Genomic DNA, 15,246 nt, shown 5'->3' on the forward strand with positions numbered 1-15,246 from the left:
GCACGACATGAGCGACGAGCAGCAGCCGCCACAGCAACCGACCCGGAAGCCGGGGCGGCCGAAACGCACGGGCTGGCGACGGATCATCCCGACCTGGCGCACGGTGCTCGGCACCTTCGTCATCGGCGCACTGCTGCTCTTCGGCCTGTTCTTCCTCGGCTACTCCATGGTCAAGATCCCGCCGGCCAACGCGCTCGCCACGAAGCAGGCCAACGTCTATATGTACGCGGACGGTTCCGTGATCGCCCGCGACGGTCAGGTCAACCGGGAGAACGTCACCCTCGCGCAGATGTCCAAGGCCGCCCAGCACGCGATCCTGGCCGCCGAGGACCGCGACTTCTACACCGAGTCCGCCATCGACCCCAAGGCGATGCTGCGCGCCGCCTGGAACACGGCCACCGGCAAGGGCAAGCAGTCCGGTTCCACGATCACCCAGCAGTACGTGAAGAACTACTACCTGCGTCAGGACCAGACCGTCACCCGCAAGGTGAAGGAGTTCTTCATCGCCATCAAGCTGGACCGCGAGGTGACCAAGGACGAGATCCTCGAGGGCTACCTCAACACCAGCTTCTTCGGCCGCAACGCCTACGGCATCCAGGCCGCCGCCCAGGCCTACTACGGCGTGGACGCCAAGGACCTCGACCCGGCCCGCGCCGCCTATCTGGCCGCGCTGGTCAACGCGCCCAGCGAGTACGACGTCGTCGCCCACCCGGAGAACAAGGCCGCGGCGGTGTCCCGTTGGAACTACGTCCTCGACGGCATGGTCACGAAGGGCTGGCTGTCCGAGAGCAAGCGGGCGGGCATGAAGTTCCCGATGCCGAAGGAGGCCACGGGCTCCACCGGCCTGTCCGGGCAGCGCGGTTACATCGTGGGGATCGTCAAGGACTATCTGACCAAGAACAAGATCGTCAGCACGGAGGAACTCGAGGCCGGCGGCTACCGCGTCACCACCACCCTGCAGAAGGACAAGCAGAACGCCTTCGTCGACGCCGTCAACGACCAGCTGATGTCCAAGCTGGACAAGAAGAACAACAAGGTCGACACCTACGTCCGCGCGGGCGGCGCCTCCGTCGACCCGAAGACCGGCAAGGTCGTCGCGATGTACAACGGCATCGACTACGTGAAGCAGTACACCCCGAACGCCACCCGCCGGGACTTCCAGGTCGGCTCCACCTTCAAGCCGTTCGTGTTCACCTCGGCCGTGGAGAACGAGTCGACCACGCAGGACGGCCGCCAGATCACCCCGAACACGATCTACGACGGCACCAACAAGCGCCCCGTCCAGGGCTGGAGCGGCGGCAGCTACGACCCCGCGAACGAGGACGACGTCTCCTACGGCAACATCAACGTCCGTACGGCCACCGACAAGTCCGTCAACTCGGTGTACGCGCAGATGGCCGTCGATGTGGGTCCCGAAAAGGTGAAGGACACCGCGGTCGAGCTCGGCCTGCCGGCCGCGACCCCGGAGCTGTACCCGTCCCCGTCCATCGCGCTCGGCGTGGCCACCGCCAGCGTCCTCGACATGGCGGAGGCCTACGCGACGCTCGCCAACCACGGCAAGCACGGCACGTACACCATGATCGACAAGGTCACCAAGGACGGCGCCGACGTCATCGAGCTCCCGGCACGCAAGACCTCCCAGGTCGTCAGCCGCGAGGCCGCCGACACCACGACCTCCGTCCTGCAGAGCGTCGTCGACAACGGCACCGCCACCGCCGCCCAGGCCGCCGGCCGCCCGGCGGCGGGCAAGACCGGTACGGCGGAGGAGGACCAGGCCGCCTGGTTCGCCGGCTACACCCCCGAACTCGCCACCGTCGTCGCCGTCATGGGCCAGGACCCGGTCACCGCCAAGCACAAGTCGCTGTACGGCGCGATGGGCCTCGAGCGCATCAACGGCGGCGGCGCGCCCACCGACATCTGGGCCCAGTTCACCAAGGACGCCTTGAAGGGCAAGCCGGTCAGCGAATTCGACCTGGAACTCCAGCAGGGCGCCGAAGTACCCCAGTACCCGACGACCGACCCGACCCAGGGCGACCAGGACAACGGCGGCCAGGACAACGGCGGCACCACCGGGGACACCACCACCGGCGGCCAGGACACCGAGGGCCAGACCGGCGGTGAGACGCCGGGCCAGACGGACGGCGGCACGACGGGCGACACGACGACGGGCGGCACGACCGACGGGGGTACGACCACCGACGGCGGCACCACCGGCGACACCTCCACCGGCGGCACGACCGACGGAGGCACCACCACCGACGGCGGCACCACGGGCGACACCAGCACCGGGGGGACGGACACCGGCGGCAGTACGGCCGGCGACACCACGACCGGCGGTACGGACACCGGAGGCGGCGGAACGACGGGAGCCTTGGGCGGGCCGCAGAGCACGGCCCGCCGGGAGTGAGCGCCGGACCTGATCAGTGACCGCTGGTCGCCTTCAGCCCCACCACGGCGACCAGCAGCAGACAGACGAAGAAGATCCGCGCGGCGGTGACCGGCTCCCCCAGCACCACCATGCCGACCACCGCCGCGCCGGCCGCACCGATGCCCACCCACACGCCGTAGGCGGTACCGATGGGCAGGGACCTCGCGGCGTACGACAGCAGCAGCATGCTGGCGACGATTCCGGCGCCGGTGAAGAGGCTGGGGACGAGGCGGGTGAAGCCGTCGGTGTACTTCATGGCGATGGACCAGCCGATCTCGAGAAGACCGGCGACGACGAGCAGAACCCAGGCCATGACGAGCACCTTTCGCAAGACGGAAACCTGGCGGTGCGTCGTCTTTGCGTTCACCCGGTACGGCGCGTCTCGTCGGGATACCTGCAAAGGTAGCAAAAAGAACCACGAAAGGGCTGGTGACGTTGGCCACCAGCCCTTTCGAACCGTCGATTCAGAGGTACAGGCCGGTCGAGTCCTCCGACCCCTCGAACCGGTCGGCGGCCACGGCGTGCAGGTCGCGCTCGCGCATGAGCACGTACGCGACTCCGCGCACCTCGACCTCGGCGCGGTCCTCCGGGTCGTACAGGACCCGGTCGCCGGTCTCCACGGTCCGTACGTTCTGCCCCACCGCGACGACCTCGGCCCAGGCCAGCCGACGGCCGACGGCCGCGGTGGCGGGGATCAGGATGCCGCCACCGGAACGCCGCTCGCCCTCGCTGGTGTCCTGCCGCACGAGTACACGGTCGTGCAGCATCCGGATGGGCAGCTTGTCGTGGTGGGTGCTGTGCTCGTTTCTGTTGGCGCTCACGCCTTTGAACCTACCTGCCTTTGCCGCGTCCGTACGTCGCCGGGTCCGCCGTCGCTCAGCCCCTGCGGCGCCGGGTGCCGAGGGCCAGCAGCCCCACGAGACCCACGGCGACGAGCGCGACGGGCACGATCCGCTCCAGGCGGGGCGCGCCCTCCTCGTCGGTGAACCTGGCCTTGACATCGCTCACGGCCCGGTTGACCCCGACGTAGGCCCGTCCGAGCGTGTGGTCGATGTTCGAGACGACCTTGGCCTTGGCGTCGCCGACGATCGTCTTCGGGTGCACCCGCACCCCGATCTCGTCGAGCGTCTCGGCCAGCGCTGCGCGGCGGGCTTTGATGTCCGCCTCGATCTGCGCCGGTGTTCTGGTGTCCGACGTGTCCGCCACCGTACGGCCTCCGAAGTGAAGCTGATGCTGTTTGCGGACAGTCTGTCAGCTCCACGCCGGACCGCACTGTCAGGCTCCCCGGTTACGCTGGTCCGATGAGCGAGCGACTCCAGCCGGGGGACGTGGCCCCCGCCTTCACCCTGCCCGACGCCGACGGCAACGACGTGTCCCTGTCGGACCACAAGGGCCGCAAGGTCATCGTGTACTTCTACCCGGCCGCCCTGACGCCCGGCTGCACCAAGCAGGCCTGCGACTTCACGGACAACCTGGAGCTGCTGGCCGGCGCCGGGTACGACGTGATCGGCGTCTCCCCCGACAAGCCGGAGAAGCTCGCCAAGTTCCGCGACCAGGAGTCCCTGAAGGTCACGCTGGTGGCCGACCCGGAGAAGTCCGTCACCGAGGCCTACGGCGCCTACGGCGAGAAGAAGAACTACGGCAAGACGTACATGGGCGTCATCCGCTCCACGATCGTCGTGGACGAGGAGGGCAAGGTCGAGCGGGCGCTGTACAACGTGCGGGCGACCGGCCACGTGGCGAAGATCATCAAGGATCTGGGCATCTGACCACCCGGCCCGGCCAGTAGCATGGCCGGGCAAGGTCCCGCGGCCGTGGTGGAATTGGCAGTCACGCTGGGTTTAGGTCCCAGTGGGGTAACACCCGTGAGGGTTCGAGTCCCTCCGGCCGCACCATTCAGTGCTTACCGCTCGCTGCTCACTGCGCGAGCAGTTCACGTACGACCGGCACCAGCGCCCGGAACGCCTTGCCCCGGTGGCTGATGGCGTTCTTCTCCTCGGGGCTCAGCTCTGCGCAGGTCCGACTCTCGCCCTCCGGCTGGAGGATGGGGTCGTACCCGAAGCCGTTCGTACCCACCGGCGTGTGCCTCAGGCTGCCCCTCAGCTGCCCCTCGACCACCCGCTCCGTCCCGTCCGGCAGGGCGAGTGCCGCCGCGCAGGCGAAGTGGGCGCCCCGGTGGGCGTCGTCGATGTCGCCGAGCTGGGCCAGCAGCAGTTCCAGGTTGGCCTTGTCGTCGCCGTGCCGGCCGGCCCAGCGGGCGGAGAAGATGCCGGGGGCGCCGTTCAGGACGTCGACGCACAGCCCCGAGTCGTCGGCGACCGCCGGGAGGCCCGTGGCCTGCGCCAGCGCATGGGCCTTCAACAGGGCGTTCTCGGCGAAGGTGACGCCGGTTTCCTTGACGTCGGGAATGTCCGGGTAGGCATCCGCGCCGACGAGGTCGTGGTGCAGCCCTGCGTCGGCGAGGATCGCGCGAAGCTCGGTGATCTTCCCGGCGTTACGGGTGGCGAGGATGAGACGGGTCATGGGCACCAGTATCCCGTGGGCCTCTTGACGCCCTGACGGCCGCGCCCCTGAAAGGGGCGCGGGGAACTGCGCGACCAGCCACGGCGAAACCCGCAGCCGGCCACCTCAGAACCCGGCAGACGGGACGCCCCCGCCCAGCCAGCGCAGCGTTACGGCGTGCAGACCTTGGTCAGCTCACCGGCCGCAGCCGTCACCGGGCTGATGTCCGGGGTCTCGTCACCGTTCTTCACCGCGTCACGGACGTTGGTGACGGCCTGCTGGAGGTCGTCCACGGCCTTGTTGACGTCGGTGTTGTCCGTCTTGTCGCCGATCTTGTCGAGGTTCTTGTCGATGGAGTTCAAGGACTCCTCGAGCTGCGTCGGGTCGTTCGCGGCGCTCTCCACGGCCTGCTGGAGTTCGGTGACGCTGTCGGCGATGGCGTCGGCCGTCTGGACACAGTCCAGCGCCTTGTTGACGGCGTCGCAGCCGGTGGTCAGCCCGGCCGTCAGCCCGACTGCCGCAACGGCTGCGGCGGCTATGGCGATACGGCTTCGGCGGCGTCGGCTCGTGGCCATGGTTGACGTTCCCTCCCTGCTCCCAGGGCTCGCAGGGCCCCCGTTGGTCACTGGCCGGGCGTACAGCGGTGTGCCGTACGCCCGTACCCCTAGTGACGCCGGAAAAGGCTGCGCGGTTGCCCGGAGCTGCGGCTCTTCTTGGTGCGTCCTTTACTTTTCGAGGACGGTATCAAGTGCCTTGCGCTGCAGTTCCGCCAGCTCTCCACAACCGGAAACCGCAAGGTCCAGCAGGGCGTTGAGCTCCTCGCGGGCGAAGGGCTCGGCCTCGGCGGTGCCCTGGACCTCGACGAAGCGGCCGTCGCCGGTGCAGACGACGTTCATGTCGGTGTCGGCCTTCACGTCCTCCTCGTAGCAGAGGTCGAGCAGCGGTACGCCGCCGACGATGCCGACCGAGACGGCGCTGACCGTGCCGGTGAGCGGCTTGCGGCCGGGCTTGATCAGCTTCTTGCCCTGGGCCCAGGAGACGGCGTCGGCGAGGGCGACATAGGCGCCGGTGATGGCCGCGGTACGCGTGCCGCCGTCGGCCTGGAGGACGTCGCAGTCGAGGACGATCGTGTTCTCGCCGAGCGCCTTGTAGTCGATGACCGCGCGCAGGGAACGGCCGATGAGGCGGCTGATCTCGTGCGTACGTCCGCCGATCTTGCCCCTGACGGACTCGCGGTCGCCGCGGGTGTTGGTGGCGCGCGGCAGCATGGCGTACTCCGCGGTGACCCAGCCCTCGCCGCTGCCCTTGCGCCAGCGCGGGACGCCTTCGGTGAAGGAGGCGGTGCACAGGACCTTCGTGTCGCCGAAGGAGACGAGGACGGAGCCCTCTGCGTGCTTGCTCCAGGCGCGTTCGATGGTGACCGGGCGGAGCTGTCCGGGGGTGCGGCCGTCGATTCGAGGAACTGAGGAGGTAGCTGCCATGGCGTGAGCCTAGCCGCACATACGGAGGGGGCCCCTCCCGCGGTGGGAAGGGGCCCTCAGGGGCTGAAGCCCGGGACGATCCCCCGGCTTCACATCATGTCTTCGATCTCCGCCGCGATCGGGTCGGCGTCGGTGCCGATGACGACCTGGATGGCGGTGCCCATCTTCACGACGCCGTGGGCGCCGGCGGCCTTCAGGGCGGTCTCGTCGACCAGCGCGGGGTCGCTGACCTCGGTGCGGAGTCGGGTGATGCAGCCCTCGATCTCCTCGATGTTGTCGATGCCACCGAGCCCGGCGACGATCTTCTCAGCCTTGCTGGCCATTTCGGTCTCCTCACGCACTGTTGGCCCAACTTCACGAGCGGGTGCGTCGCACGTACCGAAGGATGACGTCACAGCAACCCAATCGTCGGTAACTGGTCTACACCACGTGACAGGCGGTCGCCAACCCATGAGTGCCGAGACCGAGACCTCGCCCGCACACCGGCGGTGGCAGGCGGCGTTCCAGGGCCTGCAGAAGATGGGCCGCAGCCTTCAGCTTCCCATCGCCGTCCTGCCGGCCGCGGGCATCCTCAACCGCCTCGGCCAGCCGGATGTGTTCGGGGACGAGGGGCTCGGCTGGGACAACGTCTCGAAGGTGATGGACGGCGCGGGCGGCGCGCTGCTCGACGGCTCACTCGGACTGCCGTTGCTGTTCTGCGTCGGCGTCGCCATCGGCATGGCGAAGAAGTCGGACGGCTCGACGGCGCTCGCGGCGGTGGCGGGGTTCCTCGTCTACTACAACGTGCTGCGCGAGTTCCCGGAGGACTGCCCGGACGGGACGGAGGAGGTCACCAACATCGGCTGCGCGGCGGCCGACGGGACGGTGAGCGCGTACGAGTACCAGAACCCGGGTGTTTTCGGCGGCATCGTCATCGGTCTGCTGGCGGCCTTCTTCTGGCAGCGCTACCACCGGACGAAACTGGTGGACTGGCTCGGCTTCTTCAACGGGCGGCGGCTCGTCCCGATCATCATGGCGTTCGTGGCGATCGTGTTCGCGGTGCTGTGCCTGTGGGTCTGGCCGCCGATCGGTGACGCACTGGAGAACTTCAGCGACTGGATGAGCGACCTGGGCGCCTGGGGCGCGGGCGTGTTCGGCATCGCCAACCGCGCACTGCTGGTCGTGGGCCTGCACCAGTTCCTCAACGTGCCCATCTGGTTCCAGTTCGGCAGCTACACCCAGCCCGACGGTGAGGTCGTGCACGGCGACATCAACATGTTCCTCGCGGGCGACCCGAACGCCGGCCAGTTCACCTCGGGCTTCTTCCCGATCATGATGTTCGCCCTGCCCGCGGCCGCCCTCGCCATCACGCACTGCGCCAGGCCGAGCCGCCGCAAAGAGGTGGGCGGCCTGATGCTGTCGGTGGCCCTGACGTCGTTCGTCACCGGCATCACGGAACCGATCGAGTACTCGTTCCTCTTCATCGCCCCGCTCCTGTACGCGGTGCACGCGCTGCTGACGGGTGTGTCGATGGCGGTGACATGGGGGCTGGGGGTCCACGACGGCTTCAGCTTCTCCGCCGGGCTGATCGACTACATCATCAACTGGAACCTGGCGACGAGACCCTGGGCGATCATTCCGATCGGCCTGTGCTTTGCGGCCCTCTATTACGTGATCTTCCGTTTCGCGATCACGAAGTTCGATCTCAAGACTCCAGGCAGGGAGCGGGAGGAAGAGGTCGAGGACGTCACAAAGGTCTGACCAAAGGTCCGAAGAATCAGGGCACTGCGCGTAGCACTCCGGTTGCGGAATTCACGGGTTCCTTATATCGGCCCCATCGTGCTACAACAGGTCTACACCACTGAGTGGTGTAGACCAGACGCCGCCGTCCCCTTCCTGTCCCCTGGCGGCGCCATGCCCTCCCCCAGCCTACGGCCGGGCGGACCCCCAGGAGGAACTTGTGACCACGGCCAGCGCCGCTCCCGCGGCCGACAAGAAAAAGGGCGCCGCTGCGATGGCTGTGATGCAGCGCATCGGCCGCAGTCTGATGCTGCCGGTGGCGGTGCTGCCCGCAGCCGCTCTCCTGGTCCGCTTCGGCAACACCGACATGCTGGGCGACCCGGAGTTCCCCGCCTTCATAACGAAGATCGCGAGCTTCATGGCGGCCGGCGGCAACGCGATCCTCGACAACATGGCGCTGCTGTTCGCCGTCGGCATCGCGATCGGCTTCGCGAAGAAGTCGGACGGCTCGACGGCGCTCGCGGCCGTCGTCGGCTACCTGGTCTTCAAGAACGTGCTCGCCACGTTCACCGACCCGAACCTGCCGCAGGTGGCGCAGGCCGTCGACGGCAAGGTCGTGATGGTCGACGCACCGGTGGACGCCAAGGTCCTCGGCGGCGTGGTGATGGGCATCGTCGTGGCCCTCCTCTACCAGCGCCTCTACCGCACCAAGCTCCCGGAGTGGGCGGGCTTCTTCGGCGGCCGTCGCCTGGTCCCGATCGTCTCCGCCTTCGCGGGCCTGGTCATCGGCATCGTCTTCGGTTACATCTGGCCGGTCCTCGGCACAGGCCTGCACAACTTCGGTGAGTGGCTGGTCGGTTCGGGTGCCGTCGGCGCCGGCATCTTCGGTGTCGCCAACCGTGCGCTGATCCCGATCGGCATGCACCACCTGCTGAACTCCTTCCCCTGGTTCCAGGCCGGCGAGTACCAGGGCAAGAGCGGCGACATCGCCCGGTTCCTGGCCGGCGACCCGAGCGCCGGCCAGTTCATGACCGGCTTCTTCCCGATCATGATGTTCGCGCTGCCGGCCGCGTGTCTCGCGATCGTCCACTGCGCCCGGCCCGAGCGGCGCAAGGTCGTCGGCGGCATGATGTTCTCCCTCGCGCTGACGTCGTTCTTCACCGGCGTGACCGAGCCCATCGAGTTCACCTTCATGTTCATCGCTCCGGTCCTGTACGCGATCCACGCAGTGCTGACGGGTGTGTCGATGGCCTTGACCTGGGCGCTCGGCATGAAGGACGGCTTCGGCTTCTCGGCCGGCGCGATCGACTTCGGCCTGAACCTGGGCATCGCGACCAACCCGTGGGGCCTGGCCCTGGTGGGCCTGTGCTTCGCCGCGGTCTACTACGTGGTCTTCCGGTTCGCGATCACCAAGTTCAACCTGCCGACGCCGGGCCGCGAGTCCGACGAGGAACTCGCCGAACTGCAGAAGGCGGAGGCCAAGTAGGCCGACGGCCCAGCAAGGGACGGCGAAGGCCCCGGAACCGAAATGGTTCCGGGGCCTTTACGCGCATACGGGCCTGAACCCCGTACGGGCTGCTTCTCGACCGGCTGGATCTGGACCCGGCTGGATCTGGACCGGCTAGATCTCGTACGTCTGCCGCGGAGCGGCGAGCTCCACCGGACCGTCGTAGACCGCGCGCGCGTCGGTCAGGTTGACCTGGGGGTCGGTCCACGGCGGGATGTGGGTCAGCACCAGGCGCCGCGCGCCCGCGCGGGCCGCGGTCTGGCCCGCCTCGCGGCCGTTGAGGTGCAGGTCGGGGATGTCTTCCTTGCCGTGCGTGAAAGCGGCCTCGCACAGGAACAGGTCGGCGTCGCGGGCGAGTTCGTCCAGGGCCGTGCTGATGCCCGTGTCGCCCGAGTAGGTCAGCGTCTTCCCGCCGTGCTCGATCCGGATGCCGTACGCCTCCACCGGGTGGGCCACGCGTTCCGTGTGCACCAGGAACGGGCCGATCTCGAAGGTGGACGGCTTGACCGTGTGGAAGTCGAAGACCTCGCTCATGGACGAGGCGGTGGGGGTGTCGGCGTAGGCGGTGGTCAGACGCTGTTCCGTGCCCTCGGGTCCGTAGACCGGGATCGGGTCGCAGCGGCCACCGTCGTGCCGGTAGTAGCGCGCGACGAAATACGCGCACATGTCGATGCAGTGGTCGGCGTGCAGATGGCTGAGGAAGATCGCGTCGAGGTCGTAGAGACCGCAGTGGCGCTGCAGCTCGCCAAGGGCGCCATTGCCCATGTCGAGGAGCAGCCGGAAGCCGTCGGCCTCGACGAGGTAGCTCGAGCAGGCCGATTCCGCGGACGGGAACGACCCCGAGCAGCCGACGACGGTGAGCTTCATGAAACAGAAACCTCCGCTGGCGGGAAATCCAGAAGATCGAAAGGTGGGGCGTCGGGGGTCGTGCGGTTTGTCGAGCGTAAGGCGCAAAACCTCCGGTCGCTCCTCCGCCAAGGGCTGTTGTGGGCGAACTCACCTGTGGTGTCACCGGTTCGGCTGCCGACGCTGTCCAGCTGTTCGAGGCGCATCCGGTCCGCCCTCGCCGACTCACAAACATGGACGTAACGTCGGAAATGCTGTCGCAGCTGTCGCCTACTGTGAATCGAGGGATCCGAGCATGGCCGTGCTGGTCGTCAACCACAGCGCCGAGTGGACCCAGGAGCTCTACCAGGCAACCTTCGACCGGGCGATCCCGGATCGCGCGAATCCCCCCGCCGGGTTGGTCACCCACTACGCGGCACCTCGTGCGGGCGGCGGGTGGCAGGTCATCGACGTGTGGGAGTCGGAAGACGCGTTCCGGCGCTTCCTCGAGGAGTCGGTCGTCCCGGCCGCGAAGGAGCTCGGGGCGCCCCCGTTCGAGAGTCACGTCACCGAGCTGTACAACTCTCTGATCGCGTAGGGCGCGGGGGTGGCCGTGCGCCGGTAACGTCGTCCTCATGGACACGTCCTGGTGGCTGGCGCTCGCGGCGGTGGTGTTGCTCGCACTGATCGCCACGCTCGTGGACGGGTGGGGGCGCAGGCGGCGTCCCGAGGGGCGGCGGACGCGTCCGCCGGGGCGGGCGGACCGGCGCACCGCGGCCCGTCAGGACGGGCGTGGTCCCGCTCGGCCGGAGCCCGCCGAGATCTGGTGGGCGAACGTGCCCTACGAGGACGGGCCGGGTGCGAAGGACCGGCCGTGTCTGGTGCTCGCGGTGCGCGGGCAGCGGGTCACCGTCGCGAAGATCACCAGCAAGTACCGCGACGAGCGGGGCGGGGTCATCCCACTGCCGCCGGGCTCGGTCGGGGACACCCGTGGGCGGGCGAGCTTCCTGGAGACCAGCGAGCTGCGGGACGTACCGGTGGGGGAATTCCGGCGGCGGGTGGGGGTGATGGACCCGGTCGTGTGGGACCAGGTCCGTCACCTCGCGACGTAGGCGCTCTGCTCGGAGGGCCGGGGCGGGGCGCCGCTCACGCCCAGAGTTGACCCTGCAAGGTCTCGATCGCTTCCTCCGTCGTGGCCGCCGTGTAGACGCCCGTCGAGAGGTACTTCCAGCCGCCGTCGGCCACGACGAACACGATGTCCGCGCTCTCGCCCGCCTTCAGCGCCTTGTTTCCGACACCGATCGCGGCGTGCAGCGCGGCGCCGGTGGAGACGCCCGCGAAGATGCCCTCCTGCTGGAGGAGTTCGCGGGTGCGGGTGACCGCGTCGGCCGAGCCGACCGAGAAGCGGGTGGTCAGGACGGAGGCGTCGTACAGCTCGGGTACGAAGCCCTCGTCGAGGTTGCGCAGGCCGTAGACGAGATCGTCGTAGCGCGGTTCCGCCGCGACGATCTTCACGTCCGGCTTGTGCTCGCGCAGGTAGCGGCCGACGCCCATCAGCGTGCCCGTGGTGCCGAGGCCGGCCACGAAGTGGGTGACGGAGGGGAGGTCGGCGAGGATCTCGGGGCCGGTCGTGGCGTAGTGCGCGCCCGCGTTGTCCGGGTTGCCGTACTGGTAGAGCATCACCCAGTCGGGGTGCTCGACCGCCAGCTCCTTGGCGACCCGTACGGCGGTGTTGGAGCCGCCCGCTGCGGGGCTGGAGATGATCTCCGCGCCCCACATGCCGAGCAGGTCACGGCGCTCCTGCGAGGTGTTCTCGGGCATCACGCACACCATGCGGTAGCCCTTGAGCTTGGCCGCCATCGCCAGCGAGATCCCGGTGTTGCCGCTGGTCGGCTCCAGGATGGTGCAGCCCGGGGTGAGGCGGCCGTCCTTCTCCGCCTGCTCGATCATGTGCAGGGCCGGGCGGTCCTTGACCGAGCCGGTGGGGTTGCGGTCCTCCAGCTTGGCCCAGATGCGGACCTCGGCGGACGGCGACAACCGCGGCAGGCGCACCAGAGGGGTGTTGCCCACCGCGGCGAGCGGGGAGTCGTAGCGCATACCGGTCTCAGGCCATGCCGCCGGCGACCGCCGGCAGGATCGTCACGGTGTCGCCGTCGGACAGCTTGGTGTTGATGCCGTCGACGAAACGGACGTCCTCGTCGTTCAGGTAGACGTTGACGAAGCGGCGCAGCTGGCCCTCGTCCACGATGCGAGCCTGGATGCCCGCGTGCCGGGTCTCGAGGTCGGTGAACAGCTCGGCGAGGGTGTCACCGCTGCCCTCCACCGCCTTCTGACCGTCGGTGTACTGGCGGAGGATGGTCGGGATGCGGACCTCGATGGCCATGGCTCAGGGCTCCTGTCGGGAGTAGTCAGTCGGGGGCGCGCGGCAGCGCAAGTACAGCAGGTGGTGCGTGTGGGCAGCGCCGCGGCTCACGGCCGTACGGCGGCAGGGGCAGCGTCAACAGATGGCGCTGGCGAGCCTGCACAGGTCGACGTGCAGCCGCGCCACGAGCAGCATGCCCGGCGTCTTCTCGCTCACGTCGTGGGAAACCATGGGCTCATCGTATCGATTCCCGGCCGGGGGCCCAGAGTGTGATCTCGCATGGTGGACGGATTCTGGCCAGATAGTGGGACCTGGGCTCAGTAGGCCTCTACGACCTTGACCTCCTCCTCCGTCACCTGCCCCTCCAGGATGCGAAACGAGCGGAACTGGAACTCGCCGAAGCCGTCCGTGTCCGCGGTCGAGACGATGACGTAGTGGGCCTGGGGCTCGTTGGCGTACGAGATGTCCGTGCGGGACGGGTAGGCCTCGGTCGCGGTGTGGGAGTGGTAGACGACCACCGCCTCCTCGTCGTTGTCCCACATCTCGTCGCTGAGCTTCTTGTGCTCGGCGCTGTCGAACTCGTAGAAGGTGGGAGAGCCCGCGGCGTTGAGCATCCGCACGTACCGCTCCGGACGGTCGGAGCCTTCGGGGCCCGCGATCATGCCGCATGCCTCGTCGGGGTGGTCCTCGCGCGCGTGCGCCACGATCTTGTCGTAAAGGTCCCGGGTAATGGTCAGCATGCCCGTCAGGATAAGCAGAAGGGCCGTCCCGTACCGAAGAGTGGTACGGGACGGCCCACATGCCGGACGTCCTGAGCGGCAGCCGCCGGGGGCGCCACGAGTGGCCCCTGCGGCTGGACGTCCTCGACCGTGAATACGACGGACTCAGCCGACCTTCTCGAGCTCCGGCTCCTCGCCGCCGCGCGCGGTGATCTGCGGGTTACGGCCCTTGAGGATCATCCAGCCGATGCCCAGGGCGGCGGCCCAGCCCGCCATCACGTACAGACAGACGCGGGCGTCGGAGTCGTACGCGATCAGGCCGGTCACGAAGAGCAGGAACACGATGGCGATCCAGCTGCACACCGAGCCGCCCGGTGCCGGGAAGGACGAGGCGGGCAGGCGGCCCGCGACGACCGCGCGGCGGTAGAGGACGTGGCTGATCAGGATCATCAGCCAGGTCCAGATGCCGGCCGCGGTGGCGACGGAGGTGACGTAGCCGAACGCCTTCTCCGGGACGACGTAGTTCAGGACCACGCCGACGCACATGAACAGCATCGAGACGGTGATGCCGAGGGCCGGCGTCTTGGTGGACGACAGCTTCGCGAAGACCTTGGGGGCCTCGCCGCTCTCGGACAGGTTCCGCAGCATGCGGCCCGTGGAGTACATACCGGAGTTGGCGGAGGAAAGGGCCGCCGTCAGCACGACGAAGTTGACGATGCCCGCGCCGGCCGGGATGCCGATCATTCCGAACGCCTTCACGAAGGGGCTGACCCCGTCCGCGAACTCGGTCCACTTCACCACGCACAGGATGACGGTGAGGGAACCGACGTAGAAGAGCGCGATACGCCAGGGCAGGGTGTTGATCGCCTTGGGGAGGGTCTTCTCCGGGTTCTCCGACTCACCGGCCGTGACACCGACCAGCTCGACCGCGAGGTAGGCGAACATGACGCCCTGCAGGGTCATCAGGGACGAGCCGACGCCCTTGGGGAAGAAGCCGTCGAAGGCCCAGAGGTTGGTGACGGACGCGGTGTCACCGGCGTTGCTGAAGCCGAAGGTGAGCACGCCCAGGCCGATGACGATCATGCCGATGATGGCGGTGACCTTGACCATCGAGAACCAGAACTCCAGCTCTCCGAAGAGCTTCACGGAGATCAGGTTGACCCCGAAGAGAATCACCGTGAAGACCAGGGCGGTGACCCAGCGCGGGATGTCGGAGAACCAGTAGTCGACGTAGATCGCGGCGGCCGTGAGCTCGGCCATGCAGGTCACGACCCACATCAGCCAGTACGTCCAGCCGGTGAAGTAGCCGAAGAACGGGCCGAGGAACTCACGGGAGTACTCGGCGAAGGAACCCGAGACAGGGCGGTAGAGCAGGAGCTCACCGAGCGCCCGCATGATGAAGAAGACGATGGCGCCCGCGAGGGCGTACATCAGGATGAGGCTGGGACCGGCCTTGGCGATGTTCGCGCCGGCACCCAGGAACAGGCCGACGCCGATGGCGCCGCCGATGGCGATCATCTGGACCTGACGGCTGCCGAGCCCGCGCTCGTACCCCTCCTCGGGGGCGCCCGTGGCCTCTGCGTCAGTGACCTTCGAAGAGGTCATGTGTAGTGCGCCTTTCTCCATGCCGACCCGGGCCCTTCGTCGGCCTCGGATCGGGTCTCGATCCCCCCGGATTGCTGGAGCTGTGCCCGGCCGACGAT

Annotated in this window: 19 protein-coding genes, 1 tRNA gene and 1 riboswitch; of the genes, 7 read left to right on the forward strand and 13 right to left on the reverse strand. The window is 68.3% G+C overall.

The genetic code is table 11. From position 1 onward, the window contains the following. The first annotated feature begins 7 nt into the window (after nt 1-7). On the forward strand, nt 8-2,407 hold the full coding sequence (locus EHO50_RS06405; protein WP_128428775.1) for a transglycosylase domain-containing protein: 2,400 nt from the start codon (nt 8-10) through the stop codon (nt 2,405-2,407). A gap of 13 nt (nt 2,408-2,420) precedes the next feature. On the opposite strand, the gene EHO50_RS06410 is transcribed toward EHO50_RS06405, so the two are convergent. The 3 genes from EHO50_RS06410 to EHO50_RS06420 all read right to left on the reverse strand — a co-directional run bounded on the left by EHO50_RS06410 (nt 2,421) and on the right by EHO50_RS06420 (nt 3,634). Next, nucleotides 2,421-2,741, reverse strand: a complete 321-nt coding sequence (locus EHO50_RS06410) for a DMT family transporter (protein ID WP_128428776.1) — start codon at nt 2,739-2,741, stop codon at nt 2,421-2,423. A gap of 32 nt (nt 2,742-2,773) precedes the next feature. Next, nucleotides 2,774-2,838, reverse strand: a riboswitch (guanidine-III (ykkC-III) riboswitch). 54 nt (nt 2,839-2,892) lie between these two features. Next, on the reverse strand, nt 2,893-3,249 hold the full coding sequence (locus EHO50_RS06415; protein ID WP_128428777.1) for a GroES family chaperonin: 357 nt from the start codon (nt 3,247-3,249) through the stop codon (nt 2,893-2,895). 55 nt (nt 3,250-3,304) lie between these two features. Continuing rightward, nucleotides 3,305-3,634, reverse strand: a complete 330-nt coding sequence (locus EHO50_RS06420) for a DUF3618 domain-containing protein (RefSeq protein WP_128428778.1) — start codon at nt 3,632-3,634, stop codon at nt 3,305-3,307. 95 nt (nt 3,635-3,729) lie between these two features. Between EHO50_RS06420 and bcp the strand changes: the two genes are divergently transcribed. Together bcp and EHO50_RS06430 are read left to right on the forward strand one after the other, a co-directional pair. Continuing rightward, a complete protein-coding gene (gene bcp / locus EHO50_RS06425; RefSeq protein WP_128428779.1) occupies nt 3,730-4,197 on the forward strand; it encodes a thioredoxin-dependent thiol peroxidase in 468 nt (155 codons plus the stop codon). Between the two features lie 39 nt (nt 4,198-4,236). Beyond that, nucleotides 4,237-4,323: transfer RNA gene (locus tag EHO50_RS06430), tRNA-Leu, on the forward strand. Between the two features lie 22 nt (nt 4,324-4,345). Here the strand turns inward: EHO50_RS06430 and rdgB are convergent. The 4 genes from rdgB to EHO50_RS06450 all read right to left on the reverse strand — a co-directional run bounded on the left by rdgB (nt 4,346) and on the right by EHO50_RS06450 (nt 6,734). After that, complete coding sequence (gene rdgB / locus EHO50_RS06435) at nt 4,346-4,951, reverse strand: RdgB/HAM1 family non-canonical purine NTP pyrophosphatase (RefSeq protein WP_128428780.1); 606 nt, start codon at nt 4,949-4,951, stop codon at nt 4,346-4,348. A 149-nt stretch (nt 4,952-5,100) separates the two neighbouring features. Then, complete coding sequence (locus tag EHO50_RS06440; protein WP_128428781.1) at nt 5,101-5,505, reverse strand: hypothetical protein; 405 nt, start codon at nt 5,503-5,505, stop codon at nt 5,101-5,103. 150 nt (nt 5,506-5,655) lie between these two features. Then, the gene (gene rph / locus EHO50_RS06445; protein ID WP_128428782.1) at nt 5,656-6,411 is read right to left on the reverse strand and encodes a ribonuclease PH; all 756 of its coding nucleotides are present in this window, start codon (nt 6,409-6,411) and stop codon (nt 5,656-5,658) included. Nucleotides 6,412-6,500: 89 nt separating this feature from the next. Continuing rightward, the gene (locus EHO50_RS06450; protein ID WP_128428783.1) at nt 6,501-6,734 is read right to left on the reverse strand and encodes a PTS sugar transporter subunit IIB; all 234 of its coding nucleotides are present in this window, start codon (nt 6,732-6,734) and stop codon (nt 6,501-6,503) included. A gap of 127 nt (nt 6,735-6,861) precedes the next feature. Between EHO50_RS06450 and EHO50_RS06455 the strand changes: the two genes are divergently transcribed. Both EHO50_RS06455 and EHO50_RS06460 read left to right on the forward strand, forming a co-directional pair. Then, nucleotides 6,862-8,151 carry a PTS transporter subunit EIIC gene (locus EHO50_RS06455; protein WP_128428784.1) on the forward strand — a complete coding sequence of 430 codons (1,290 nt, stop codon included), beginning with the start codon at nt 6,862-6,864 and terminating at the stop codon, nt 8,149-8,151. Between the two features lie 199 nt (nt 8,152-8,350). Beyond that, nucleotides 8,351-9,616 carry a PTS transporter subunit EIIC gene (locus tag EHO50_RS06460; protein ID WP_128428785.1) on the forward strand — a complete coding sequence of 422 codons (1,266 nt, stop codon included), beginning with the start codon at nt 8,351-8,353 and terminating at the stop codon, nt 9,614-9,616. Between the two features lie 135 nt (nt 9,617-9,751). Here the strand turns inward: EHO50_RS06460 and EHO50_RS06465 are convergent, their stop codons facing one another. Further along, nucleotides 9,752-10,504 (reverse strand): MBL fold metallo-hydrolase, encoded by a 753-nt coding sequence (locus EHO50_RS06465; protein ID WP_128428786.1) that lies wholly within the window; start codon nt 10,502-10,504, stop codon nt 9,752-9,754. Nucleotides 10,505-10,778: 274 nt separating this feature from the next. Here EHO50_RS06465 and EHO50_RS06470 point away from each other — a divergent pair, with 274 nt between their 5' ends. After that, nucleotides 10,779-11,060 (forward strand): hypothetical protein, encoded by a 282-nt coding sequence (locus EHO50_RS06470; protein WP_128428787.1) that lies wholly within the window; start codon nt 10,779-10,781, stop codon nt 11,058-11,060. A 37-nt stretch (nt 11,061-11,097) separates the two neighbouring features. Beyond that, a complete protein-coding gene (locus EHO50_RS06475) occupies nt 11,098-11,574 on the forward strand; it encodes a type II toxin-antitoxin system PemK/MazF family toxin (protein WP_128428788.1) in 477 nt (158 codons plus the stop codon). Between the two features lie 34 nt (nt 11,575-11,608). Here the strand turns inward: EHO50_RS06475 and EHO50_RS06480 are convergent, their stop codons facing one another. The 5 genes from EHO50_RS06480 to EHO50_RS06495 all read right to left on the reverse strand — a co-directional run bounded on the left by EHO50_RS06480 (nt 11,609) and on the right by EHO50_RS06495 (nt 15,148). Next, entirely contained in the window at nt 11,609-12,559 is a 951-nt protein-coding gene (locus EHO50_RS06480) for a PLP-dependent cysteine synthase family protein (RefSeq protein WP_128428789.1), read from the reverse strand. 7 nt (nt 12,560-12,566) lie between these two features. After that, nucleotides 12,567-12,845: a MoaD/ThiS family protein gene (locus EHO50_RS06485; protein WP_128428790.1), complete on the reverse strand. Its 279-nt coding sequence runs from the start codon at nt 12,843-12,845 to the stop codon at nt 12,567-12,569. Between the two features lie 114 nt (nt 12,846-12,959). Beyond that, nucleotides 12,960-13,055, reverse strand: coding sequence for a putative leader peptide (locus EHO50_RS45780; RefSeq protein ID WP_019759525.1), 96 nt, complete (start codon nt 13,053-13,055; stop codon nt 12,960-12,962). 86 nt (nt 13,056-13,141) lie between these two features. Next, the gene (locus tag EHO50_RS06490) at nt 13,142-13,564 is read right to left on the reverse strand and encodes a M67 family metallopeptidase (RefSeq protein WP_128428791.1); all 423 of its coding nucleotides are present in this window, start codon (nt 13,562-13,564) and stop codon (nt 13,142-13,144) included. 144 nt (nt 13,565-13,708) lie between these two features. Further along, nucleotides 13,709-15,148 carry an amino acid permease gene (locus tag EHO50_RS06495; protein WP_128428792.1) on the reverse strand — a complete coding sequence of 480 codons (1,440 nt, stop codon included), beginning with the start codon at nt 15,146-15,148 and terminating at the stop codon, nt 13,709-13,711. Nucleotides 15,149-15,246: the final 98 nt, after the last annotated feature.

The sequence above is a fragment of the Streptomyces cyaneus genome (assembly GCF_004028635.1).
Lineage (GTDB): Bacteria > Actinomycetota > Actinomycetes > Streptomycetales > Streptomycetaceae > Streptomyces > Streptomyces cyaneus.